This window comes from Fibrobacter sp. UWS1 (assembly GCF_002300445.1).
GTDB classification, from domain to species: Bacteria; Fibrobacterota; Fibrobacteria; order Fibrobacterales; family Fibrobacteraceae; genus Hallerella; species Hallerella intestinalis.
Genome location: NZ_NSGW01000001.1, coordinates 207,227 through 231,350, shown reverse-complemented (window position 1 = coordinate 231,350; position 24,124 = coordinate 207,227). Strand labels below are relative to the sequence as shown.

Annotated in this window: 15 protein-coding genes and 1 tRNA gene; 5 read left to right on the top strand and 11 right to left on the bottom strand. The window is 49.5% G+C overall.

From position 1 onward, the window contains the following. The first annotated feature begins 28 nt into the window (after positions 1-28). A complete protein-coding gene (locus tag BGX14_RS00930; protein ID WP_073304680.1) occupies positions 29-1,288 on the top strand; it encodes an ammonium transporter in 1,260 nt (419 codons plus the stop codon). Between the two features lie 99 nt (positions 1,289-1,387). Here the strand turns inward: BGX14_RS00930 and BGX14_RS00925 are convergent, their stop codons facing one another. Next, positions 1,388-1,816 carry a hypothetical protein gene (locus tag BGX14_RS00925; RefSeq protein ID WP_073304647.1) on the bottom strand — a complete coding sequence of 143 codons (429 nt, stop codon included), beginning with the start codon at positions 1,814-1,816 and terminating at the stop codon, positions 1,388-1,390. Between the two features lie 326 nt (positions 1,817-2,142). Here BGX14_RS00925 and BGX14_RS00920 point away from each other — a divergent pair, with 326 nt between their 5' ends. Continuing rightward, complete coding sequence (locus tag BGX14_RS00920) at positions 2,143-3,024, top strand: WYL domain-containing protein (protein ID WP_233126359.1); 882 nt, start codon at positions 2,143-2,145, stop codon at positions 3,022-3,024. Positions 3,025-3,116: 92 nt separating this feature from the next. Here the strand turns inward: BGX14_RS00920 and BGX14_RS00915 are convergent. The 8 genes from BGX14_RS00915 to BGX14_RS00880 form a co-directional block, all read right to left on the bottom strand. Beyond that, positions 3,117-3,190, bottom strand: a tRNA-Pro gene (locus tag BGX14_RS00915). A gap of 63 nt (positions 3,191-3,253) precedes the next feature. Next, positions 3,254-3,721 (bottom strand): Smr/MutS family protein, encoded by a 468-nt coding sequence (locus tag BGX14_RS00910; RefSeq protein ID WP_073304650.1) that lies wholly within the window; start codon positions 3,719-3,721, stop codon positions 3,254-3,256. Then, the gene (locus BGX14_RS00905) at positions 3,718-4,548 is read right to left on the bottom strand and encodes a hypothetical protein (protein WP_095878804.1); all 831 of its coding nucleotides are present in this window, start codon (positions 4,546-4,548) and stop codon (positions 3,718-3,720) included. The genes BGX14_RS00910 and BGX14_RS00905 overlap by 4 nt, the downstream gene beginning before the upstream one ends. Before the next feature lie 14 nt (positions 4,549-4,562). Further along, on the bottom strand, positions 4,563-5,801 hold the full coding sequence (locus BGX14_RS00900) for a UTP--glucose-1-phosphate uridylyltransferase (protein ID WP_095878803.1): 1,239 nt from the start codon (positions 5,799-5,801) through the stop codon (positions 4,563-4,565). 12 nt (positions 5,802-5,813) lie between these two features. Then, complete coding sequence (locus tag BGX14_RS00895; RefSeq protein ID WP_095878802.1) at positions 5,814-6,962, bottom strand: phospho-N-acetylmuramoyl-pentapeptide-transferase; 1,149 nt, start codon at positions 6,960-6,962, stop codon at positions 5,814-5,816. A gap of 82 nt (positions 6,963-7,044) precedes the next feature. After that, positions 7,045-11,895, bottom strand: a complete 4,851-nt coding sequence (locus BGX14_RS00890) for a RecQ family ATP-dependent DNA helicase (protein WP_095878801.1) — start codon at positions 11,893-11,895, stop codon at positions 7,045-7,047. A gap of 314 nt (positions 11,896-12,209) precedes the next feature. Then, complete coding sequence (sufB, locus tag BGX14_RS00885) at positions 12,210-13,637, bottom strand: Fe-S cluster assembly protein SufB (protein ID WP_095878800.1); 1,428 nt, start codon at positions 13,635-13,637, stop codon at positions 12,210-12,212. 1 nt (position 13,638) lies between these two features. Further along, on the bottom strand, positions 13,639-14,427 hold the full coding sequence (locus BGX14_RS00880) for a NifU family protein (protein WP_073304661.1): 789 nt from the start codon (positions 14,425-14,427) through the stop codon (positions 13,639-13,641). Between the two features lie 52 nt (positions 14,428-14,479). Between BGX14_RS00880 and BGX14_RS00875 the strand changes: the two genes are divergently transcribed. Further along, positions 14,480-15,340 (top strand): patatin family protein, encoded by an 861-nt coding sequence (locus BGX14_RS00875; RefSeq protein WP_095878799.1) that lies wholly within the window; start codon positions 14,480-14,482, stop codon positions 15,338-15,340. 196 nt (positions 15,341-15,536) lie between these two features. Continuing rightward, positions 15,537-17,213: a fibrobacter succinogenes major paralogous domain-containing protein gene (locus BGX14_RS15905; RefSeq protein WP_233126358.1), complete on the top strand. Its 1,677-nt coding sequence runs from the start codon at positions 15,537-15,539 to the stop codon at positions 17,211-17,213. A gap of 75 nt (positions 17,214-17,288) precedes the next feature. Here BGX14_RS15905 and BGX14_RS00865 read toward each other — a convergent pair whose 3' ends face one another. Further along, entirely contained in the window at positions 17,289-19,547 is a 2,259-nt protein-coding gene (locus tag BGX14_RS00865) for an aconitate hydratase (protein ID WP_073304665.1), read from the bottom strand. Between the two features lie 204 nt (positions 19,548-19,751). Between BGX14_RS00865 and BGX14_RS00860 the strand changes: the two genes are divergently transcribed. Further along, positions 19,752-21,191, top strand: a complete 1,440-nt coding sequence (locus BGX14_RS00860; RefSeq protein ID WP_095878798.1) for an MATE family efflux transporter — start codon at positions 19,752-19,754, stop codon at positions 21,189-21,191. A gap of 632 nt (positions 21,192-21,823) precedes the next feature. On the opposite strand, the gene BGX14_RS00850 is transcribed toward BGX14_RS00860, so the two are convergent. After that, positions 21,824-24,124 carry a hypothetical protein gene (locus BGX14_RS00850; protein WP_095878796.1) on the bottom strand — a complete coding sequence of 767 codons (2,301 nt, stop codon included), beginning with the start codon at positions 24,122-24,124 and terminating at the stop codon, positions 21,824-21,826.

The window sequence follows — 24,124 nt, the reverse complement described above, 5'->3', positions numbered from 1 at the left end:
GGGTGCTTGTGGCGATGGAAGCGTTCTGATGGGAGACTGCTCCGTCATTACGGGCGGAGCGGACTATTCCGTCTTTATGAGCGAAAACATCTGGATTATGATCAGTGCGATGCTCGTGTTCATCATGGGACTCGGGTTTGCCTGTGTGGAATCCGGGCTTTGCCGCGCTAAAAGCAGTGCCAACATCTGTTTTAAGAACATCGCGGTTCCAGCGATTGGCATTACGGTCTATGCCCTTGTCGGCTTTGGCCTGATGTATCCGGGCGAGTTCAATGGGATCCTTGGATTTGCCGGTTTTGGAATCGGTGATTGGTTGAATCCGGAAAGCTTCACCAGCAAATACAACGGGCACTTTACCCTCTTTTCGGACTGGCTTTTCCAGGCGATGTTTGCGGCTACCGCGGCGACAATCGTTTCGGGGGCTGTCGCGGAGCGCATTAAGCTGAACTCGTTCCTCCTCTTTACGCTTCTCTATGTCGCCTTCGTTTATCCGATAGTGGGAAGCTGGGTGTGGGGCGGTGGCTGGCTTTCGAAGCTCGGCTTCCACGACCTTGCGGGTTCGGAACTGGTGCATTCCGTTGGCGGCTGGGCGGCTCTTGCGGGCGTCATCATCTTGGGACCGCGTCTGGGCAAGTATTCCAAGGGCAAGTCCCATGCGATTCCCGCTCACAATATCCCGCTTGCTACGATAGGAACGTTCATCCTGTGGTTCGGCTGGTGGGGATTCAACGGTGGATCCGCTCTTTCCGGAAATCCTTTCGATACTTCCCTCATTCTGGTGACGACGAACTTGGCCGCAGTCGCTGGCATTATTACGGCCACGGCGACCTCCTGGATTCTTTCGAAGAAGCCCGATGCCACGATGGCTTTGAACGGATGCCTTGCGGGACTTGTCGCCATTACCGCTGGAGCTGATACGGTGACTCCCATGAGTTCCTGGATTATCGGGGCGATTGCTGGAGTGCTGGTAGTCTTCTCCGTGTTCTTCTTTGATAGAATGCGCTTGGACGATCCCGTTGGTGCCCTCTCTGTCCACTTGGTCAATGGCGTCTGGGGAACTCTCGCTGTCGGCATCTTCGATTACACGGGACGATTCAGCGTTCTGACGCAGCTCATCGGCGTTGTCGCTTATGCGATTCCGTGTTTCCTCTGCGCTGCCATTATTTTCCTTGCCATCAAGAAGACCATCGGTCTGCGGGTGAGCGAAAAAGAAGAACTTCGTGGACTGGACCTTTCCGAACATGGACAAGAATCCTACGGCGGATTCCAAATTTTCAGCAACACTTAATCGGTTTGGATTTTTTAAGAAAGGCATCTGCGTAGGCGGGTGCCTTTTGTCATGGGAAAAATGGAGCGCTTTGATAAAAATGTTAATGCGTAGGAACAGTCATTCCCCAATAGGAATGACATAGTTGCCTGTCCAGTCGTTGTATTCGGAATCGGATAGCGAATAGGGGCGGATGGCGGTAATGGTAAATGTACAGGGACGGGATTCGCTTCGCAGATAAAAATCCGTAGTTTCCTGTTCGTTGGAATTGAGGGAAAAAGAAGTCGTGCCGTAATCCTTGTAATTGTCGGCTTCGCAAAAGATGAAATAGTCCATATAAAAATGGGGAAGCGCTCGATTTTGCATATTTTTGACAACCAAGGTGAAGTTGGAGTAATAAGAAGAATTGTAGTAGGCGTCGATAATGGCGAAATCTTCTCCGGGCACGATGGTTGCTTGGGTGCTTTCGCTGGACAAATCGGAGCAGCCGGAAAGAAGGATGGATACCGGTAACAGCAGAAGAGAAATGGATTTTTGAAAAATAGGCATGGACTTCTCCTTTTTGACAAATATATTTTCTTTTCTTGTCAAAGCCTGTCAAACGGAAAAAAGTGGTGCCTTGCGAGGGCGCAGTGGGCTTTCTCTAAAAATTGCTTTGGTGAATGCTTCGACAGGCTCAGCAACCGGTTAAGAGTTAAAACTGAAAACTGAAAACTACTCTTTCCCTAGGGCAATGCTTTGGGAAGGCCCTTTTCGCCAGTGGAACTTTCTTTTTGCTCGTTTCTTTTATTTTCGTCGATTCTTGGCAATTTTCTTTTTGCACCTGGAACTTTTTTGTTTTGCTGCGGCTTTATTTTTCTGCGTATATTTGAATCATGCAGGAATCTCTTAAAATCAAAGTCTTTGTGTCGCCTTTGGTGCGTTCCCAGTTGGAAATGGACGTGCAGGATTATAAACTGCGCGGGCTGGGGGAACTTTGCAATCGGATTATCGCCCGCTTTCCAGAGCTGGAACCGATGCGAAAAGGGGAATCTTCCGAGGAACTTTACAAGAACTGTCCGCCGTTGCAGTTTTATGTCCGCAAGGAAAATGCGGATTTTCTCCGCTTTGCCCAAGAAAGGAACTTTAAAAAGGGAACTCTTTGCCGGCATTACTTTGAAGAATACGTGAATCTTTCGCGCGGGGATCGGGAATGTTTTTTGCAGCGGGACTTGTTGCAGAAAGTGAATGCCGCTATCGAAGCCAAGGAAAATCTTTTTATCGGTTATCGGGATGCCGTTTTGCACGTTGCGCCTTGTTTTGTCGCGTTTTCTCCGTCTCGGGTTCGGGCGTATCTGGTTGTTTGCGAAGAGGCGAACAGGGTTTCGGAGGCGTTTCGTGCGCTGCGGATTTCCCACATGAAAAGCGTTGTGGCGGATCCGAAAAGCGAAGCGTTTCACCTCTCCTCGTTCGCCCTCTCTAAACAGGCGGAACTTTTCCGGGAACATTTTGATCCCTTTCTTTGCTATGGAAAAGAAGTGCTAGTTCGCTTGAATGAAACGGGAATCGATTTGCTCCGGCGCGCCGTGACCAACCGTCCTCCATTTGAAAGGGTAAAGGGTTTGGATGGCGTTTACCGTTTTCAGTGTTCCGAGAAGCTCGCCCAGATTTATTTTCCGCAGTTCCTGGAGAATGCGGAGATCCTTTCGCCGCAGTCCCTTCGCGAGTGGTTTTTAACGCGTTTTCAAAAGGCGATGGTGCTTTATCGAAAAGCTTGATACAGGCTGGGGAGAGTGGAGGTGTTTGAAACGCTGTCGATTCAAAGGAAATCGGGACAAAAAAGAAGAACCGCCTTGTGACGGTTCTTTTATCGGAATAGCGGGATTCGGACCCACGACCTCTTGCTCCCGAAGCAAGCGCTCTACCAGGCTGAGCTATATTCCGAGGTCGCCCCTATTTTAGCAAATTTTAGGGGAAATCGCAAGGGGTAATCGGAAAAAAAGTGAACTATTTGCGTCTTCTGTCCCGAGGAATGACATTGAAAGTGTCGGTGCGGTTGATTTTCATGATGCTGGACCCGGAATTGTTCGGTTCCGTTTTGTAAAAAGAGACTTTGTGCCGCCAGACCGTCGCCACTTTTTGGTCGATGATGCGTTTGACATTTCCGTATTCGGGATTTCCGCCGCCGTGGATGATGCGGAGAACGGAAAGGCCGGCGCGCCGCATTCCTTCCATCAGATTTTCGACAGCCGCCGCCGCTTCTTCGGCGACATAGCCGTGCAGGTCTATCTCCTGTTCCGGTTCGGGGAAGTTCCACGCTGCCGGATTTTTCCGCGGTTTGAATTTCTTGACTTGTTCCCTTTTCTTTTCTTCTTCGGCTTTGGCTTCTTCGATGATGCCGTCCTTGTCCTGAATGGGGTGCATATCCATCCAAGCGAGCTGCATTTTTTCGATTTCGTTCAGGTTTTCGCTCATTTTGCAAGTCCTATGCTAAAATTACGGTGATAATTCCAGGTCCACTGTTCGGGGTGCTCCGAAATCCACAGGGAAACTTCTTCCGCAATTTTTCCGGTTACTTCCGCTGCGGGTGAGCGTGGCAAATAATAGTTTTCAAAACGGACGATGTGTTTGCCGTTTTCGAAAAAAGTCCGGAATGTGACGATTCCAGCACCTAATTCCATCGTTTTGAGGGGAAGCCGCAGAAAAAGTTCCGCTGGCTGGCCGAGAATTTGCACGTGGATCCCACGAGCGTCTTCTGCCTGATCGATCAGCATGGCGAGGATTCCCCGGTTTTTGAGGAATTCCCGCAGGGTGTGTGCGACGGAAGAGGTTTCCCGTTCTTCTAGGCCTTGGGTGCCGCGAATCCGGTGCAGAAGCCGGGTGAGGGCTTTGTCCTTGAAACTGTGAGTAAAAAGATAGACGTGGTTGGAATAGCGAGTCAGGACGCGGTGCATCATTTCGAAAGCACCCTGGTGAATGCCGAGGGCGACGAGGGGCGTGCCGTCCTTTAGCGGTCTCCGGATGATTTCTTCGTTTTCGAAATGGACTTTTTGAATGGCGCTGGGCAAGCGGCAAAGGTAGCGCAGGCTTTGCAGATAGTTGGTGTACAGGGAGTGAAAGACTTTCCGCGGACAGGTGCGCGCGTCCATCCGGGTGTTTTGCAAGTGCCGTTGAACACGCCCCCATGCGCGTTTTTGGTGGGTCGCTTTGTAGGCGGGGTAAAGGACGGCAAACAAAAGGTTTTCCACCGGCTTTGGCATATAGAGCAAGAGCAGGAGGAAAAATTTGTAAGCGAAGAACATGGGAAAAAGGGCGGTCAGGCGGGGAATTCAAAAATGCCGCGTCCGAGTTCTCGGTCAAAAACTTCCTGCGAAAGGTTTTCGCCGGCGTAGGTGAGGCGCGGGGAAATTTCGTAGAGCATTCCCGGCTTTATCCGGACTTTTGCTTTTTCCAACCAGAAGCGGTGGAGTTTTCCCAGCCATTTGCGGGCGACTTCCGGGGAATCGTTGCCGGTGGCGTTTTTGATAGGCGCAAATTCGTCTTCGCGTTCCACGCCGAAAAGGAAAATCTTGCCGAGGAAGGGAAAGGCGTCCAGCAGGAACTGTTCAAATTTCCAGCAGTTTGCGACGCCATTGACCGTTTTTCGGGCGGCGTGCCAGGGGAGTTCTTGGGTGGAAATTTTGCGGAGGGCGTCCATGCGGAAAAGATACATTCCCGTGTTTCCCCCGTCGAATTGCAAAGAGCCGTCGGCGTTGGTCGTCGTTCTTAATGCGTCCGAAATGTCCGAGTATTCCAAAACGCAGGGTTTGCCGTTGCGGCTGGCGAATATGCCGACTTTTTCGTCCGCACTTTTTTTGTGGACGACCTTGGCGGCGCAGGGAAGACCGCTGGTGGCGAGCGCCCCGATGAAAATCGGATCGGCCATTTTGACGAGCGCATTATCTACGTTGCAGAGGAAGAGGAATCGAACGCCTTTTTCCACGAGCCAGGCGAGCGTTCCGCTGGCGGCGAGCGCGCGGAAACAGCCTCCGTTTCCGTCCGGAGCTTCTACATAGTCGCCGTTTTCGTCTTGCAGGGGCGTGCCGTCGGGCTTTAATGCGCACAGCATTCCTTGGTCGAAAAAGCGGATGTAGTCGCGGTTGTATCCGAAATAGGAATGCTCTTCAAAATGCTGGACGGTTGCCTCGCGGTTGAGCGGAGAGGTCATGATAGCCCAAGGGATGGGCTTTCCCGCTTTGGCTCCGAGATTCATGAGTCGCCGGGCCTGCAATCGGAAAAGCGTCGCGTGGCTGGGAAGCCCGAAATCGAATGTGCCCTTGGGACCTTCAAATCCGAGGCGAGAACCCTGCCCGCCGGCCAAAGTGAAAGCGGCGACAGCGCCTTGTTTCAAAAGCAGATTGCCCGTTTCTTCCCACATTTCCCGACGCTGGTCCTCATCGGCCATGGTGAAAGGGAGTGGCTGGATTTTTTCCTTATCCGTTTCGGAATTGTCCTTGGGGGAGTCCGCAAAACGGGAGTAGAGCTTTTTCAAAAAATCAAAATCGATAGGGGACATAGGATTTTCGTTTTAACGGATGCCAAAGAAAATGACGAAACTGACGATGAGCGCAAAGATGCTGACCAAGTGCATTCTCCAGACGATTTTGGAGTTCATCAGGGGTTTGCTTGCAAAATGCCCGTCCCATTTTTTTTGGTAATGGTGGTGGAGGGGCGCGCAGAGAAACAGGCGTTTTCCTTCTCCCGACATTTTTTTGGTGGCTTTGAACCAGGAAATTTGGAGCAGGACGGAGCACGCTTCCGCAATGATGATGATGCAGACGAGTGGGAGAAAGAGTCCGGCTTGCACCAGAATGAACATGATACCGATGGCGGCTCCAAAACCGACGGAACCCGCGTCCCCCATATAAATTTCCGCAGGGGGGCTGTTGAACCAGAGATAGGCGAGAAGCGCACCGGCGATGGACGTGGCCAGCGGGAAAAGTTCGTCGCAGCCGGGCAGGAAGGGCATATTCAAGTAATTGCTGAAAATGAAGTTTCCGCACACATAGGCGACGACGCCGACAAAAACCATGCTTGTGAGAATGGGAACCGAGACGAGGCTGTCCAGGCCATCGGTAAAGTTCGTGCCGTTTGCCGTAGCCGCAATGACGAAGGTCATGAATCCGATGAAAGCCCAGTTCGGCAGGTGGATTTGAAAAACATCGACAGGTACGAAGGGAACGGTGAGATGCCCGCGCAGATCGGGAATGAACTTGTAGCAGAAAATGGCGATAATCAGGCTGAATAGAAAATACAGGCCGAGCCGGACGGAACTGGAGATGCCGTCGGCTTTTTCCATATAGGATGCCGCCGTCGCTTTCCCTTGCGCTATCAGCCGTTTCGTTTTGACTTTTGCAAGGTCGTCGATAGCGCCGACGGAACTGAACGCCACGAGAACCAGAAGAGTGGAAATCGTGTAGCCGTTCAATTTGCAGGTCAGCAGAGAAACGATGCCGACGACCACAACAAGAAGCACCCCCCCCATAATGGGCGGGGCTTTGACCTTGCTGTTCTGGTCAAAATCCGAAGTGGCATCCGTCTTTTGCAGAAAGCGGATGTAGGGCGGCATGGTGGTGAGAACAAGAAGAATCGAAAGCAAGGCCGCAATTCCTGCTCGGAACAAGCGACTGTCAAAAAGAGGGATATCGGTAAGATGATAGATCCATTCGCAAAGCATACGCCAAATGTAGAAAAGTTGTCGTTTCGGATAGGGATGAATCTGTAAATGGGATTCTCTAAAAAGGCCGAGGCCGATAGAACTAGCAAATTTTTCCCAATTCTATTTCCGGCAAAATGATGGGACAAAAATCTTCCCGTTCCTTATTATGCCACGCTACCACATAACGGATTTTTATGCTTTTGATGGAATAACCCAAATTCTGGAGATGAGAAATTTTTTCTGCAGCCCTCTTTGACAAAACGGCCACAGGATTCTTTGAATCGCTGGAGTCAAAAAGTCCACGATGAGAATACTTCAATGTATCGCCGCTGCGCAATTTGAAGATTCGCTTCTTCAAGTTTTCCCTTTCGTCAGTGGTCTCTCCATAAGAATAATCCAACCACATATCCTTGTGGCCAAAGTGGCAAATGATTTCTGCAGGTTCCGAATACTTTGCCTTTTCAACAATTGCAGTAGCATACTTATCCAAGAAGGGACAACAATGGAAAACATACAGTTGTTTCTTTGCCCGGGTGAAGCCGACATACAACACGCGGCGCCCCTGCTCGGAGCTTGCTCTTGAATCTTTAATCATCATGTAAACCCTGTCAAATTCACGGCCCTTTGCCTTATGAATTGTAGAGACCACGACTTCGTTCTTTTCACCTCGTTCAAAATCCGAAATTCTGGATTCCATCAAGAACAGCTTCAAATCATTTCTATAGAGTCGCCCATTGTCCTTTTTGTAAACATTAAGGGCCTCCACACAAATAGGCAACAAAGAACTTTTTTGATAATGCTGTTGCAATTTTTCTATGGCAACTTTCCATTCTTCAGGGGCGATGATAGGATTGTCATTACTGGAGAGCCATTTCATGAAACTTCTGAATTCCACAAGATCATAGAGCGAGAACCCGTCGCTGTCTTGAATCAGCTTTGCCTTTATTTTTTCATGATTTAACAGCGCCATCATTTTCAGAGCATCGTCATTCGTCTGGGTCAAAACGCAAACACTTCCTTGAGGAGGATTCTTTTTGATGTGTTCAACGATAGGATACTCCATATTTGCCGAATCAAACTGGTGAACCTGAAGCTCGCCTTCGCCATCAGACATGGCTCGAATAGGTTTCGTCTTTAAACGATTGGGAATATCCTGAACAAAGGCGTTGCTGAAATCCACCACCTTTTTGATGCTGCGATAGTTCTCTACCAATTCATACTTTTTTGCCTTGTAAAGTTCCACAAAGCGATTTAAATCTACAGACCTTGAACCCGCTTTTTGATGGACGCCTTCAAAAATATTCTGGTCATCATCGCCTACAACAATGACACGCATATCCTCATTTTCTTCCATTAAGGTTTGAATAAGAGCGAACTGGTGCTCATCCATATCTTGAGCCTCATCAATAACCAGAACTTTTTTAGTTATCTTGCTGTGTTCAATCTCTCCATTCTTGATTTTAGCTACAGCCATTTCTACAGCAGATCCCGCCTTGTCCAAATTTCCCATGGTGCCAAGTAAATCAAAGGCGTATGAATGGAATGTTTTCGCGGTCAGGAACGAAGCCGCGTTACCTATCAACTTGTGAAGTTTTTCTTTAAAGTCAATGGTCGCACTGCGAGAGAATGTCAGCATCAGTAACTGTTCGTGTTTCACATCTTCCAACAGCATCAATGAAGCGAGTTTGTGTACAAGGACGCGGGTTTTTCCGCTCCCCGGCCCTGCGGCCACCATAATATATTGGCTGTCCTTATCTTCAATAATTTGCTTTTGACGTTCCGAAAGGGAATCTACAATTTTATGGTATTTTTCTGGAGTAATATTGTGGTTTATTTCGTCCAGACGATTTCCCTTGAAATACTTATTCAGGAACATCTTGTAATCCAGAGCAAAATAATCCCTTACAAAAGTTAGCGCCTGTTTACTATCACGCACCATCATATTGGCATACTCGCCAACAATATGGATTTGCTGCATTTTCATTTGGTAGAAGTGATTCAACTTTTCGTAGTCATCGATTTTGTACTTGATTAAATTGCTCTTTTCAATTCGATGAATTTCAAGCGCATTGTAAAGGACGAGGAAACCGTCTTCCAACTGCAAAGCGTTTATCTTGGAAAGATACAGGAGGGATTTCTCCAGTTCCTTATAGGAAACAGCATCCTTTTCAAAAATCGATGGTTGATTTTCGTACGCCGTCAGCAATTCCTTTTCGGAAAACCGGATTAAGGTTTCGTTGCGGGAATCCGCTTCGGCATCCAAATTGGCTTGATACAGTTGATCGATAATGAAATGGGAAAATTTGGCGCGACGGTTGAAGTCGTTCGTCAATTCGTCCGTGGAAACCTTCAATTCGATTTTCGTACAAATGTCGGAGCAATAGTTCTTTTCGATAAGACCGTTGATCATCCAGAAAAACAGAATTGTCTTTATGTCCTTTACGTTGGCTTTCTTGATGCCGTTGGACAAGGCTTCTTCGTTCAACTCCTTCAGATTGAAAACGGATTTCCCGTTTTTCAGTTTGGATATGAGGAAATTTTCCAGGGATTCAAACCGTTTTAAAACCAACTTCGATTTGTTTTCTCCATCGCCCTTTTTGATATAGGCGGTCAAATCCTTGGAGTCCGCCAAAATGTTTTCGGCGCGCAGAAGTTGAACCGTTTCCTGAACTACGCCGCATTCCAGGCCAAGGATGTCGGCGATATAATCGATACGGGATTCCGCCGCGTCGTCCTTTGCTTTGGATACGCTTCGTTCGGAAATCAAAAGGCTTACAATTCTAATGGCGTTCTCTTTTTGCTTTTCGTCAAACATTTTGGAAACCGTAATCTTATTACGCGCTTCCTCCATATTTGAAGCGAGAATGCCGGTTGCGTAAACTCGCGGGCAGTTCTGTTTGCGTTCAATATAGCCAGCTTCTTCCAAAGCAAGAATGGCCGTTTTCACACGGGTTTCCACGTCGCCATTGGGACTTTCGAATCCAGCTTCCCTTGCGATTTCGAGTGGCGAACGCTTGAGCACCGTTCTGTTTTTTGTCAGCGACTTGATGGCTCGCCAGACCTGCTGTATTTCGCTTAAGCTGAGTTTCGTCTGATTCAACAACAAGAAATGCTTGTCTAAATCATTTTCATTGAAAAGAACATAACATTCCGCCTGCAAGCTTTGATCGCGCCCCGCGCGGCCTGCTTCTTGGACATAGTTTTCCAGAGAATCAGAAATTTCATAATGCACCACAAGCTGCACGTCGGACTTATCGACCCCCATCCCGAATGCGGACGTTGCCACAATAATTTGGACTTTGCCGCTAATAAATGCTTCCTGATTTTCCACCTTTTCACGACTTTCCATTTTTCCGTTAAAAGGCAACGCCACAAATCCGTCTTTGCTCAGTTTATCTGCCAACTCCTGAGTTTTCTTGGTTCTAGAGACATAAACAATGGTTGGGCAATTTTGGGTCTCAATCAAGGATCTTAAAGTCTTGTATTTTTGATCGTCATCTTCTTGATAAATGACGTGATAAGTGAGATTTGCACGAGTTGCCCTCGTAGCGAAAATTTTCAAATCAAGATCCAGTTTCTTCTTGAAATAATCACAAATATCCTGCACCACTTTTTGTTTCGCCGTCGCAGTAAAACAAGAAATAGGGATTTTTCTTAAGGCCGATTTTTGCTCCTGAAGTTTTTTGATGAAATCCCCGATATAGAGGTAGTCCACACGAAAGTCATGACCCCAACTGGAAAAACAGTGAGCTTCATCGATTACAAATCGCGCGATCTGCCTTGAAAGTAAAAGCTTTTCTATGGTGCGAGAACGCAGGGATTCCGGAGAAATGTACAACATGGAAGCCAGGCCTGATTCAACACGTTTTATTGCCTCTGCTCGTTCAATAGGATCCAGCAAACCGTTAATGGTGACTGCGTCCGCAATGCCTTTGGAACTCAAGTTGTCCACCTGATCCTTCATTAAAGATTGCAAAGGCGAAATCACGACCGTCAATCCCTTGTAGTTTTCTCCCGCCATCAATGCGGGCAACTGGAAAGTGATTGATTTTCCGCCTCCCGTAGGAAAAATCGCCAAGAGAGATTCATTGTTGACAGCAGCAGAAGCCGCCTTCTCCTGCAAAGGTTCCCCTTCGTAAGTCCTAAAACTATCGTATCCAAAAATTTCTTTCAGTTTTTTGCGGACATCCAATTTCCCATAACAATATGGGCATGTAGGCTCATGACATGGATTATTTCGCAATAAAAAAAGAATGTTCTCCGTATAGGGATAGTTGCGCAGGACCCAAGCCGGTGTAATAGAGCGCTTCTCTTGCAGGTGAATAACAGATAATGCATAAGCCAATTCTACCGGATGCTCCACGACAAAGGATTCTAATGAAGCATTTCCACAAATCAAGCCAGCGAATCGCTTTTGAATCTGCGCAACAACATTCTTGATGTGGGATTTTGCCGAAAAAAGATTGTTAAAGAAGCTTTTGCTTTCTTCTTTCAAGCCGACATATTCAAAAAAATCCTTAAATTCCCTTGCGCCCTTCAAAAGGTTAAAATAGATGTCTTTTAAGTCATTGTCCAAAGAATGGAACGCATTCACTTCGTCATAAAACAGGTCTCTAGACTTTTGGGCGTCCAGCAAGGGATTATTCAATGAATCGCTAAGAATTTTTTCGTCTTTTAGCAACCTGTGACTGGGTCGCATGGGGAACATTAGCGGAGAAAGGTAAAGTGTATCGACAACTTTCTTTTTTTCCAATTCGAGATGTTTGAGGTATTGAAGGTCGTGATTCAAGACATTGTGACCTCCGACATATTCTGCATCCTTTACAAAATCCAGGAATTCGCCCTGACTAGCCGTATGAATTGTCCGGCCAAGAGAATCGACCGCACCGAGATCGGCGATTTTACCGCTGGATGTTGAAACTTCAATATCTAGAAAAATAAGGCTCACCATATTAAAATAATTCTTTTTTTACAAAAGAACTGGATGATTTTCTAGACGTGCCAGCATATCAACGGATTCGTCTTTGCTGCGTGCTTCGTTATGCTTTTCAACTTTTTTGCGAACCAAAGCCTTCTAGACAAAAAGATTCTCCATTTCAGTTCCTTCAGAAGAATATTTTCCCCCTGAAATTCATGGAACCTGCCGTTTTGCATTTTCTTCCAAGCGGCAAAATGCCGCTTCTCCTGTAACTCTCCTCTCCCAACTTTTCACTAATTATCACTAGCCACTCTTATGCTAACGATTTTTTGAAAAGCTCTTTTATATCAGCCGACGCTGTGTTCCAATTTTAAAGTCAGAAGCTGCTTGGCTTCGGTAGCGAATTCCCCGGGGAGTTCCTTGAAAACATCCTTGCAAAAACCGCTGACGAGAGCCTGGATGGCGTCTTCCCGACGGATGCCCCTGCTTTCGAAATAGAAAAGCTGTTCTTCGCTTATCCGGCTTGTGGAGGCTTCGTGTTCGGTAGAGGAATGGCGGTTGGCGACGCTGATATACGGAAAGGTATGGGCCGCGCTTTTGGAACCGACGAGCATATTGTCGCATTCGGTGTAGTTTCTCGCACCGACGGCACTTTTGTGGATGTCCACGAGGCCGCGGTAAGCGTTGGAACTTTCGTCTGCGCTAATCCCTTTGCTGATAATGGTGCTTTTCGTGTTCTTGCCGAGGTGGATCATTTTGGTTCCCGTATCGGCCTGCATTTTTCCGTTCGTGAGGGCGACGGAGTAAAATTCGCAGCGGGAATCGTCCCCTTGCAGAATGCAGCTCGGGTATTTCCAGGTAATGGCACTGCCCGTTTCGACTTGCGTCCAGCTGATATGGGAATTTTTGCCGACGCATTTCCCGCGTTTCGTCACAAAGTTGTAAACGCCGCCTTTGCCCGTTTCCCGGTCGCCTGCGTACCAGTTTTGCACGGTGCTGTATTTGATGCTCGCCCTGTCGAGGGCGACGAGTTCCACGACGGCGGAATGCAGCTGATTGCTTGAAAATTCGGGGGCCGTGCAGCCTTCCAAATAGCTGACGCTCGAGTCTTCGTCGGCGATGATGAGCGTCCTTTCAAATTGTCCCGCTTCCTTGTTGTTGATGCGGAAGTAGGTCGAAAGGTCCATGGGGCATTGGACTCCGGGCGGGATATAGACGAAGCTCCCGTCTCCAAAAACCGCGCTGTTGAGTGCTGCAAAATAATTGTCGCCCGCAGGAACGACGCTTCCCATATAGCGTTCGATCAGTTCGGGATATTCTTGAATCGCATCCGAGATGGAGCAAAAGAGGATTCCCATTTCCATCAATTTTTTCTTGTGGCTCGTGTAGATGCTCACGCTGTCGAAAACCGCATCGACCGCCACGTTGGCGAGCCGTTTCTGCTCGTCAAGGGGAATGCCCAGTTTGTCAAAAGTTTCCAGAAGTTCCGGGTCCACGTCTTCCAGGGAGTCGTGTGCCTTTTTGGTCTTAGGCGCGGAATAGTAAACGATGTCCTGCAAATCGACGGGAGCGAATTGCAATTCTCCCCAGCGGGGTTCTTCCATTTTCAGGAGTTTTTCGTAGGCGTCCAGGCGAAATTTCAGCATGAACTCCGGCTCTTTGCGGATTTTCGAGGCGCGCCGAATAATGCCTTCGTTCAGTCCCTTTTCAAAGGATTCGTTTTCGATGGGGGTGACAAAGCCGTATTTGTAAGGCTCTCTGTAGGAATCGGGCATTTTACGTCTCCGTCGCCGAGGCGAGCGCTTCGCTGAACGGGTCTTCGGGAACGACATTCAGATTGTAGTAAACGTTGTCCCGGAGCTGGTCTTCGATATAATAGAGGGTGCCGCCACTCGATGCGGAACAGCCCGCGCAGGCTCCCTGAAAGCGGATTTTGACGTGGTTTTCGTCCGGCATTCCGAGAATCTCCAAGTCGCCGCCGTCCATTTGCAGAGTGGAGCGCACGTTCACGTGCAGGCAGTCGGCGATTTTTTGCAGGCGTTCTTCCGCAGAAAGAGCCGCCCATTCCTTGTCGGCTTCTTGCCTTCCTTCCACGGTCTGCGTCCGGTATCTGACCTTTTCCATGGTTTCCCGTGCGGCGAGCGCGACCGCTTTCTTTTCCGGGTAGGAATCGACGAGCTTTTGAATCAGCTTGGCAAGGCTTGAAAGCTCGGGAGCGGTTTCGGGGAATGCCGGCGCATCGGGAGTGTCCCGCAATTCTTTTTCCAGCAGGAGAACATTCGTCTTTTGCAAAAATTCAACCGCTTTGCCTTGCAGGTGTTCGCAAAGGGTGTCGGCGAGGGCGGTAAAAATGGGGCCGCCGTAAGTGAAAAAGCGGGTTTCGACAATCTGGTCTTTATCGGGATCCACCGTGATGTAGATTTTGAGGCTTTCTTCCTTGCCGTCGATCAGGGCGAGGCCGTGCTCGTCCGCTTCGACTTGAAAAATGGCTCCTCGATACTTGGGAGCGCGCGCAATCTCTTTGACTTTTTCAGAAACAAAAGATTCTGGATTTTCACTCATCATGGCCCCAAATTTAGTAATTTCACAGGGACAGGATTAAAAAAGGATTTTGAATATGGAAAAACCTGACGAAAAAATCGGCATTGTCTTGGAAGGCGGCGGAATGCGTGGCGTCTATACCGCAGGAGTTCTTGATTTTTTGCAGAGCGAAAACTTTTTTGCGGATGGTGTGATCGGCGTTAGCGCGGGGGCTGTTCAGGCGGTGAATTATGTTTCGAACCAGCCCAAACGGGGCTTTCGGGTGATTGCGAATTATGCGAACGACAAGCGTTACATGAGCTTTCGGTCCCTTCTATTTTCGGGGGATCTTTTCAATAAGAAATTTTGCTACGAGGTGATTCCGAATGCGCTGGATCCGTTTGACTACGACGCTTTTGCGGAGTCGCCGATAAAATGTTTTGCGACGGTCACGAACGTGCTGACGGGCGAAGCGGAACATTTGGAATTGCGGGATTTGCGGGAGGATATGGACAAGTTGCGGGCTTCGGGATCTTTGCCGCTGGTGTCCCGGCTGGTTTCGATCGACGGCGTTCCGCACTTGGACGGCGGCATCGCGGATTCGATTCCCTACGAGGCGTTCCGTCGCATGGGATATGGAAAGTGCATTGTCGTTTTGACCCGGGCGAAAGGCTACCGCAAAAATCCAAACAAATTAATGCCCTTGATCCGTTGGAAGTATCGTCGTTATCCGCGTTTTGTCGAAGCTTGCGCGAATCGCTATATCGAATATAACCGCACTTTGGAAAATTTGGAAGCCGCGGAAAGCCGAGGCGAAGTCTTTGTCATCCGTCCGGAAAGAACGGTGGAAGTCGCACGTCTGGAAAAAAATGTGGATAAATTAAGGGTTTTGTACGAAGAAGGTTTTGATGAAGCGAAATCCCGATTTGAAGATCTGAAAAGGTTTGTGGGGAAGTAGCGAGGGCTTCGGAGATGGAGTGGGAGTATTGACGTCAAAGAAGTGTTACGCTTCTCGAATCTAACCATTGACGCTTGACAACGAGTCGCTATTTGTACGTTCTGAATGCTCGGAGGGGGAGGCATGACTTCAACCATCTTGACAAATGTATGTTTTTTTTTACATATTCGAGTAAAAATAAACAGGAGAAGATTCGATGGATTTGAAACTTTCAAGATTTGCGCTAGGTTGCGCGCTGGCTTTTGGCTTAAATACATTTGTGGGATGCGGTGACAACTCCTCTACAAAGGCGGGGAATGCGGAAAAGATTCAAAACAAGTCTATTGCAGGCGTGAGCCAGAAGGGACCTTTTGTGACGGGTTCCGTAGTCAGGCTTTATGAACTGGATGGGGAATATGCTCAGACGGGCAAGAGCTTTACGGGAAAAATTTCCAGCGATAATGGCGAGTTTACCGTACCGAACGTGACGCTGGCCAGCCAATACGCCCTGCTCGAAGCCAATGGCTATTTCCGTAACGAGGTGACTGGCGAAAAATCTCTTGGCACCATCACCTTGAACGCTCTGACGGATTTAAGCGACCGGGAAAATGTGAACATCAATTTGCTAACCCACTTGGAATACGAGCGCGCCCTTTATCTGGTCGGTATGGGGCTCAGTGTGCCCGCCGCGAAGAAACAAGCCGAGACGGAAATTTTTAACGCTTTCGGTATTTTGGGGGATTTTGAAAACTCCGAAGACCTGAACATTTTCAGCGAAGGCGAAGGCAATGCCGCCCTCTTGGCGTTTAGCGTGCTGATGCAGGGAGAGAGGAACGAAGCGGAATTGACGGAACTTTTGACAAAGTTTGCCACTGATATCGAAATGGATGGCGAATGGAATGACGAAGCCACCAAAATGGAAATTGCGGACTGGGCAATGGAACAAGATTTTAATAACGGCTTGGCATCTATTCGTTCTAATATCAATGGATGGAATTTGGGAACTGCTCCCGATTTTGAAAAGTATGTACGAAATTTTTGGTATATGAATTATGGACTTGGTGTCTGCGACAAGGACTCCGAAGGTGTAGTGAAACCGGTTGCAAACCCGTTGTCTAAAGAATATGGAAATAAATTTTATTGCAGCGCAAACGGATGGGTAAACCTTGAAATATGGAGTTGGGATGTTCCCAAAGAAGTTCGCTTGAATCCGAATATTGCATACAGCTCTATGACGGATGAACGTGATGGTCAGACTTATAAAACCGTCACCATCGGCACTCAAACCTGGATGGCGGAGAACCTGAATTATGCGGATTCCGTCAATACGCCCAGCCTGATGAATCATAGTTGGTGTTATGACGACGATCCTAAAAAATGTGCGGTAACTGGACGGTTTTATTCATTTGCGGCTGCTATTGATTCGGTGGCTTTGGCAAATGACAAGGATAATCCGCAGTTTTGTGGCGTTGAAACAGATTGCGACCGACTTTCTGACGAAAACCTTGCTTTGCATCCAATTCAAGGAATTTGCCCCGAAGGCTGGCACTTGCCTAGCAACGCAGAATGGAATATTTTGATCGCTTATGCAGGTGGAGATAGCGTTGCCGGTACAAAATTGAAATCCACTGGAGGTTGGGGTAGCATTTGGGGGGACTTCGAAGACAATGGAACTGATGACTTTGGATTTTCCGCTCTCCCTGCCGGCATAAGAGAAAGTGATACTTATACTAGCTTTGCTGGTTTCTTTGCTTATTTTTGGTCTGCATCCCAGTATTATGCGATAAACCTCTGTATTGACAATGAATACAGAGATTGTGGCGAGAGAACTTTTTTGGAGTATTTGGGGTGGGCTTCTGGTATCTCCATCCGCTGTATCAAGAATTCCAACTAGCTTTGGAAAGTCCTTTTTTACGGTACAATAAAGGCGGCGAAATTCGCCGCCTTTTCGGTAAGAACGCGAAAGAATCTACCCGCCCATCCGGATTTTATTCAGGGCACTTCCCGCTTTGAACCATTCCCATTGCTGGGCGTTGTAAGTCTGGTTCAGCTTGGCGGATTCCGAGGAACCGTCCGCATGGTGGATTACCAGTGTGAACTGGCATCCCGGCGCAAATGCGGTCAAGCCTTCGATGTCGAAGTAATCGCCTTCGCGGACTTTTTCGTAATCAGCGGGGTCGGCAAAGGTGAGTGCCAGCATTCCCTGTTTTTTCAGATTGGTTTCGTGAATGCGGGCGAAGCTTTTCACAATGACTGCCTTGACGCCGAGGAATCGCGGTTCCATGGCAGCGTGTTCACGGCTGGAACCTTCGCCGTAGTTTTCGTCGCCAATGACAATGGATCCGCAGTTTTCGTCCCGATATCTGCGGGCGAGGGCCGGCACTTCGTAGAACCGCCCGTCGTTTCCTTTGACCTGGTTGGTCTGCCCGTTAAAGGCGTTCACCGCTCCGATGAGCATATTGTTCGAGATGTTTTCCAAGTGCCCGCGGAATTTGAGCCACGGTCCCGCCATCGAAATATGGTCGGTCGTGCATTTGCCCTTGGCCTTGATGAGGAGCGGGGCTCCCGAAATGTTCTTGCCGTCCCAAGCTGCGAAAGGCTTGAGGAGTTGCAGACGCTTGGAGTCCGGATTCACGGAAATCTGGATGCCGCTGCCGTCGGGAGCGGGAGGGACGAATCCCGCGTCCTTCACTTCAAATCCCTTGGACGGGAGTTCTTCCTTTGTCGGCGGTTCGAGTTTTACCTGTTCCCCTTTATCGTTGATGAGAAAATCTTTTTCGGGGTCAAAAAGGAGCGAGCCGGAAAGGGCGGCGACGACGGCCATGAGCGGGCTTGCGACAAAAGCGTGCGTGTTGGGGTTGCCGTCTGCGCGCTTGGCAAAATTCCGGTTGAAGCTGTGGACGATGGAATTTTTTTCCTTCTTGTCGGCGCCGATTCTATCCCACATGCCGATGCAGGGGCCGCAGGCGTTCGTCATGATGGTCGCACCGAATCTTTTGAAAAGGTCGATGAACCCGTCGCGTTCGGCGGTGTAGCGGACCTGTTCGGAACCCGGGTTGATAATGAGCGGGGCTTTGGGGGAAAGCCCTTTGTCGAGTGCCTGCTGGATCATGGAGGCGACTTGGGACAAATCTTCGTAGCTGGAATTGGTGCAGCTGCCGATGAGGGCTGCGCTGACTTTGTCCGTCGAACCGAATTCCTGGAGCGAACCTTGCATTTCGGAAACGGGGAATCCGCGGTCCGGGCTGAAAGGTCCGTTGTAATAGGGTTTGAGGGTCGATAAATCGATTTCGATGACCTTGTCGAAGAATTTTTCCGGATTCTCTTCCACTTCCGGGTCAGCACGCAGATATTCCTGGATTTTGTTCGCTTCGTTGGCGACGGCTTCGCGTCCGGTGGCGCGCAGGTAGCGTTCCATCGATGCGTCATAACCGAAAGTGCTGCAAGTTGCTCCGACTTCGGCACCCATGTTGGCAATGCTCGCTTTTCCCGTGGCGGAAAGGGCCCTTGCGCCTTCGCCGAAGTATTCGATGATAGCGTTGGTCCCGCCTTTTACGGTAAGCAGCCGCGCGACTTTCAGAATGACATCCTTCGGGCTTGCAAATCCGTGGAGCTTTCCTTTCAAGTGAATGCCGATGAGCTTCGGGTACTTGAGTTCCCACGGAAGTCCGACCATGGCATCTACGGCATCTGCGCCGCCGACTCCGATGGCGAGCATCCCAAGGCCGCCCGCATTGACCGTGTGCGAGTCCGTTCCAATCATCATGCCGCCGGGGAATGCGTAGTTTTCCAGAACAACCTGATGGATGATTCCGGCTCCGGGTTTCCAAAAGTCAATGCCGTATTTGGCGGCGACCGACGAAAGAAATCCATAGACTTCCTTGTTTTCGTCCAGGGCTTTGGGAAGATCTTCGTCTTTGCCGTTCCTCGCGGTAATCAGGTGGTCGCAATGTACAGAAGAGGGGAGAGCCACTTTGGATTTTCCGGCGGTCGTAAACTGGAGAAGCGCCATTTGCGCGGTGGCATCCTGCATAGCGACGCGATCCGGGTGAAATTCCGCAAAGGAAGTACCCCGTTCGTAGATTTTGTTTTCTGTTCCGTCAATCAAATGGGAGTAGAGAATTTTTTCGGCGAGGGTGAGCGGGCGACCGAGAAGTTTTTTGGCCGCATCGACGCGGGCGGGGATTTTCGCATAGCGGGCTTGAATCATGTTCAAGTTGAAAAGCATAATGACCTCATAAACGTTTTGCAAAAATTTAGAAAATTGCGGTGGAAATGGGAGTTTGACGATTCGCTTAGGCTTCTATGTCCGTGAGGATTTTCACTTTTTTTTCTGCGTGGCGTCGTGCCGCAAGGGGCGAAACGCTTTTGGAGTTGCCCGAATGGAAATCCTTTTTTAAATTAGGCGACCGCACTTGATTGAGGTTTTGAAATGATAGCTGATGTCGCTTCTAAATTTCCGTTTGCCAAAATGCTGAAAATTTCCAAAATGAAAAAGAACGGCGATATAAAAGATGTGCTGATTGTTGCGCTTCCGATGATTCTTTCCATGTCGTTCGACACGCTGATGACTTTTGTCGATCGCCTTTTTCTTTCGAAGCTTGGACCGACGGAAATGAACGCGTCGCTGGGAGGCGGCGGCATGAGCGTGGTTCTCTTGACTTTTTTTACGGGGACGCTCAGTTATACGACGGCGATGGTGGCGCAACGTCTGGGCGCGCGCAAAAATGCGGACTGTTCCAAAATTTTTATTCAGGCGGTGTATCTTTCCGTTTTTTGCTTGCCCTTTCTTTTTTTGACGATTCCCTTGGGACATTGGGTTTTCCGGATGCAGAATTTGGATGCCGCGCAGTTTTCTGCCCAGACGACGTATTTTGACATTTTGGTGTACGGCGGGATTATCAATCTGGTTCGGAATGCCGCTCCCTGCTTTTTTACCGGCATCGGCGAAACGAAAATCGTCATGAAAGCGGCGTTCGTCGGCATGATTACCAATGTTGTCTGCAATTATTTTTTGATTTATGGTTTTGGTCCGATTCCTTGCTTTGGCGTCGCGGGGGCGGCTTATGGAACGCTCTTTGGAAATTTTGTCTCGACGGCCATTCTTTTGGGGGCTTATTTTGGCAAGCGTTACCGTCGCCGTTTTTTGACGACCTCTTCCTTTGCTTTGAATGGCAGATTGATGCGGGAATTGCTTTCTCGCGGGCTTCCGGCTGGAGTGGAAATGTTTCTCAATATGTCGGCATTTCAGCTTTTGATTCTGATGCTCCATGGCCTTGGACCGGTTTCGGCGACGTCGGCTTCGATCATGTTCAACTGGGATATGGTGGCGTACGTCCCCTTGATGGGGCTGGAAATTGCGACGACGAGTTTGGTCGGTCGTTATGCTGGGGCAAAAGCGGGAGCGGCGGCGAACCGTTCGACTTTTTCCGGCCTGAAAATCGGCTGGATGTATTCCCTTTTTATCGGAATTTTATTCCTCTTTTTGCCGGGCGTACTGGCTGACGTTTTTAGTCCAGAAAATTCCGCATCCGCAGAGGCACTCGCGGTATTTGCAGAGGCGCGACCACATGCGATTTTTATGGTTCGTTTTGCGACGATTTACATTATTGTGGAAGTTTTGATGGTCGTCTATGCGGGTGCTTTGCGAGGCGCGGGAGATACCATCTGGGTGATGTGTATGAGCGGCATCATGAACTGGACGGCGGCAATCGCGCTGTATTTGGCTGCTTACGTATTGAATTTGCCTTCGCATTTCGCGTGGATTGTGGTTATCGCCTCTTACGGCATCGCTCCGTTATTTTATTGGCGGCGTTGGAAAAGTGGACGCTGGCGCCGCCATGTGATGGATGCGGACAGGCGCGTCGCTTAAAAATTTGCGCTACCGGCGAGGATGCGTGAAGAAGACGGTGAAAAATTTCCTGTTTTAAAGTGAAAGCTTGTTTTGAAACGGGGTCTCTGATTCGGGAAGGAAAAGCTTGTTCAGGAATGGATTTCTTGTTCGGGAAAGGAATGCCCGCCGGAGTTTCGGTTTGCAAAGACCGTTCAACATCAAAAGGAATTTTTGTTCCGAATAGGGATTCATTCTTTGTGAAAACGCTCGCTTTTGCATAGCGATTCTTTGTTTGAATTGAAAAAAGCTCCATGTTAAAAAAAATTTTGAAAATTATGGAGAATCCTCCACGAAATACCCACATTTTGATTTTCCCACGTGTGAACTTCTTATCGCAAGATGAACTCTTTTTAAAGTAGGGAACTTTCTTTCACAAAGTGAATTTCCCTCGCAGCCTGTGACAGTGCGCATGGGTACTTTTCCAATTTTCAACTAACCACTGATCGCTAACCACTAACGGCGTGAGGCATACGGAGGGTGGGAAATTTGCTGCCGGGAAATACCGAGCCAGTGCGAAGCGCCGATTGAAAGCAAAAGCAAGGCGATCCTTTGAGCCTTGCGAAGCTGTAGCCCGTAGCTCGCCGACCCGCTAAAGCGGGGCACGCCCAGAATCAGTTCGGGTAGGCGCAGCAGCGATAGGAGATGGACGCGTCCGTGTAGAATGCCGCAGACCCTTTGTATTTGACGGATTCGCCGGTGAAGAAGACCGCTTCGGTTCGGATGGGTTCGTAGGAAAGGTTTCCCGCCAATTCCTGCAACCATTTGTCGCCGCCTTTTTGATATTCCGAGAGAGGGGCGTAGTCTTCGCCGAGGGAATCGCCGTCCGCGGTCGATACTTTGAATATCTGGATGGAGTCGGTGAAGTCTTTCAATGTCAAGATCTTATACAGCGTCCGGCTCGTGTCTGCGGTATAGCTGGTATCGACTTTGGAGCCTTCGCGGTAAAGATAGACGGAGTCCTGCGTGTAACCGGCGCGGTATCGGTTCGGCAGGGAATAGGTGGTGCACTTGGACAGAGATTCCCGTGAAGCTCCCGTGTAGTAAACGTAGCTGGATCCTCGGAGAACGTAGAGCAGCGTGTCCGAAGGGCCGAGCGTCCATTCCTGGAATGCGCCGGAAAGGTTCCGGATGCCGTCGGGGCTTGTGCAGAGCTTGTTTCTTTTTTTCGGGTCGGTCGCGGTCGTCGAATCGCCTGAACCCACGCCGCAGTTTTTATACAGGAATTCGCCTGCCGAAAAGTCGCCCTCTTCGATGAGTCCGTAGGAGCTTCTTCCTTGCGCCATGCAAGCGGCTTTCCAGTCGGCGGTTTTGCAGAGGGAGACGGTGAATCCTTCGGCGGTTATGCTTTCGCAGCCGGCAACCGCTTCGTTAAAGAGAACGCCGTGGGCGAAGGTGGAATCGGAATCCATGTGCTCGAATTTTTCCATGCAGAATCGCGTGGAGTCGTCGGTGCGTACGGGGACAAAGCCTTCCGGGCAATTCAAATCGGCTTCGGGGCCTTGCGATACGACGATCGTGTCGGTCAGGGCCTTGGAGTAGTAGCCGGAAGAATCCATCGAGCGGATGCGCAAAATCAGAGTGTCGCCGGGGACTATCCAACGGATCGTGTCGCCGACATAATCCCCGGTTGCGAAAACCTTCATCGAGTCGCCGTCCAGTGCGTAGGAGCGTGTGTATTTTTCTTCGGAAAGTCCGCCCGCTCCAGTGGCCACTTCCCAATCGCTTCCGTTCCAAAGGTGGATTTCGTAACTTTTGACATGCCTGAAGCAAACCCCTTCATAGCAGGATGCCGGGTAGTGGAGAATCGAATCGGCGACGATGCCGCTGGTGTCGGAAAGCGGGTCGGCACTGCGCGCCCAATAAATGAAAATCCGGTTGGAGTCGAGCCGGGCGGCGGATGGATCCGTGGAATCGGAGCGGAACCAGAGCCTGTTCGGCATGAGGGGCGGAACGTTGTCCGTCGTCATGAAGAGCTGATTCGTCTCCACGGAACCCGTGCCGGACGGATTGCCCGCGGAATCCCAGGCGATAATGCCGATAGTGTAATTGCTTTCCGGCTTGAGTCCTTCGAGCACCATGCGGAAGCGGTTTGCGCTGTCCGATGAAAAATCAAAGCCTTTCCCGTCCAAGACGGCGAGGCGCAAATAATTTTTGGAAGATTCTGCGCGGCTCGTGGTGTCTATCCACAGGGAATCGTGGGTAAAGCGGAATCGGTGGTGGCGTTTCCACAGGGTGTTGCCCAGCGAATCGACTTTGCCGTCGTGCGAAATTTTCACCTTGATATTCCGGATGTCCTGGTTTTCGTTTTCGGACCAGAGCAGAATGTTGTAGCCCGCGATAGGCCCCGAGAGGCTTTCGGGAACGTAGTAGTCGCGCTGGTCTGTGGGGCGAGACCAGTCGATGGCGGCTCCGGTCGTCCAGACGGAATCGGTAATCGTAATGAGTGAGGGGGGCAGGTCGTCGCCGAAATGGATGAAAATATGTTGGATGTCGCCGGAACGCTGCCCGTCACCGTAATCGCACCAGATGGAAATGGAGAGGCTGTCCTGCTTCAGGTAATCTTGGACGTGCGGTGTCAAATCCAGCGTGTCGTAAAGTTTTTCTTCGCCTTTAAAGGATACCTTGATGGAATGCTCCGTGGCTCCGCTCGGGACGCTCGTCGTGGAATCGCCCACATAAAGGGTATCGACCCAGATATGGAATTGCTTTAGGTTTTCCGTCTCGATGGGGATGCGCCAACGCAACTGGTAGCAAAATTTAGACGTGTCATTGTTGCCGGGGCAGCGGCGCAAAATGGAGAGGTCTTGGACGGCGCGTTCAAAACCGTAGTCGTCGGAAGAGGAATCGGCAGAACAGGCGACCGTCAGGAAGGCGAATGCAAAAATAGCCAGAAAGGAAAGTAAAAAACGCAT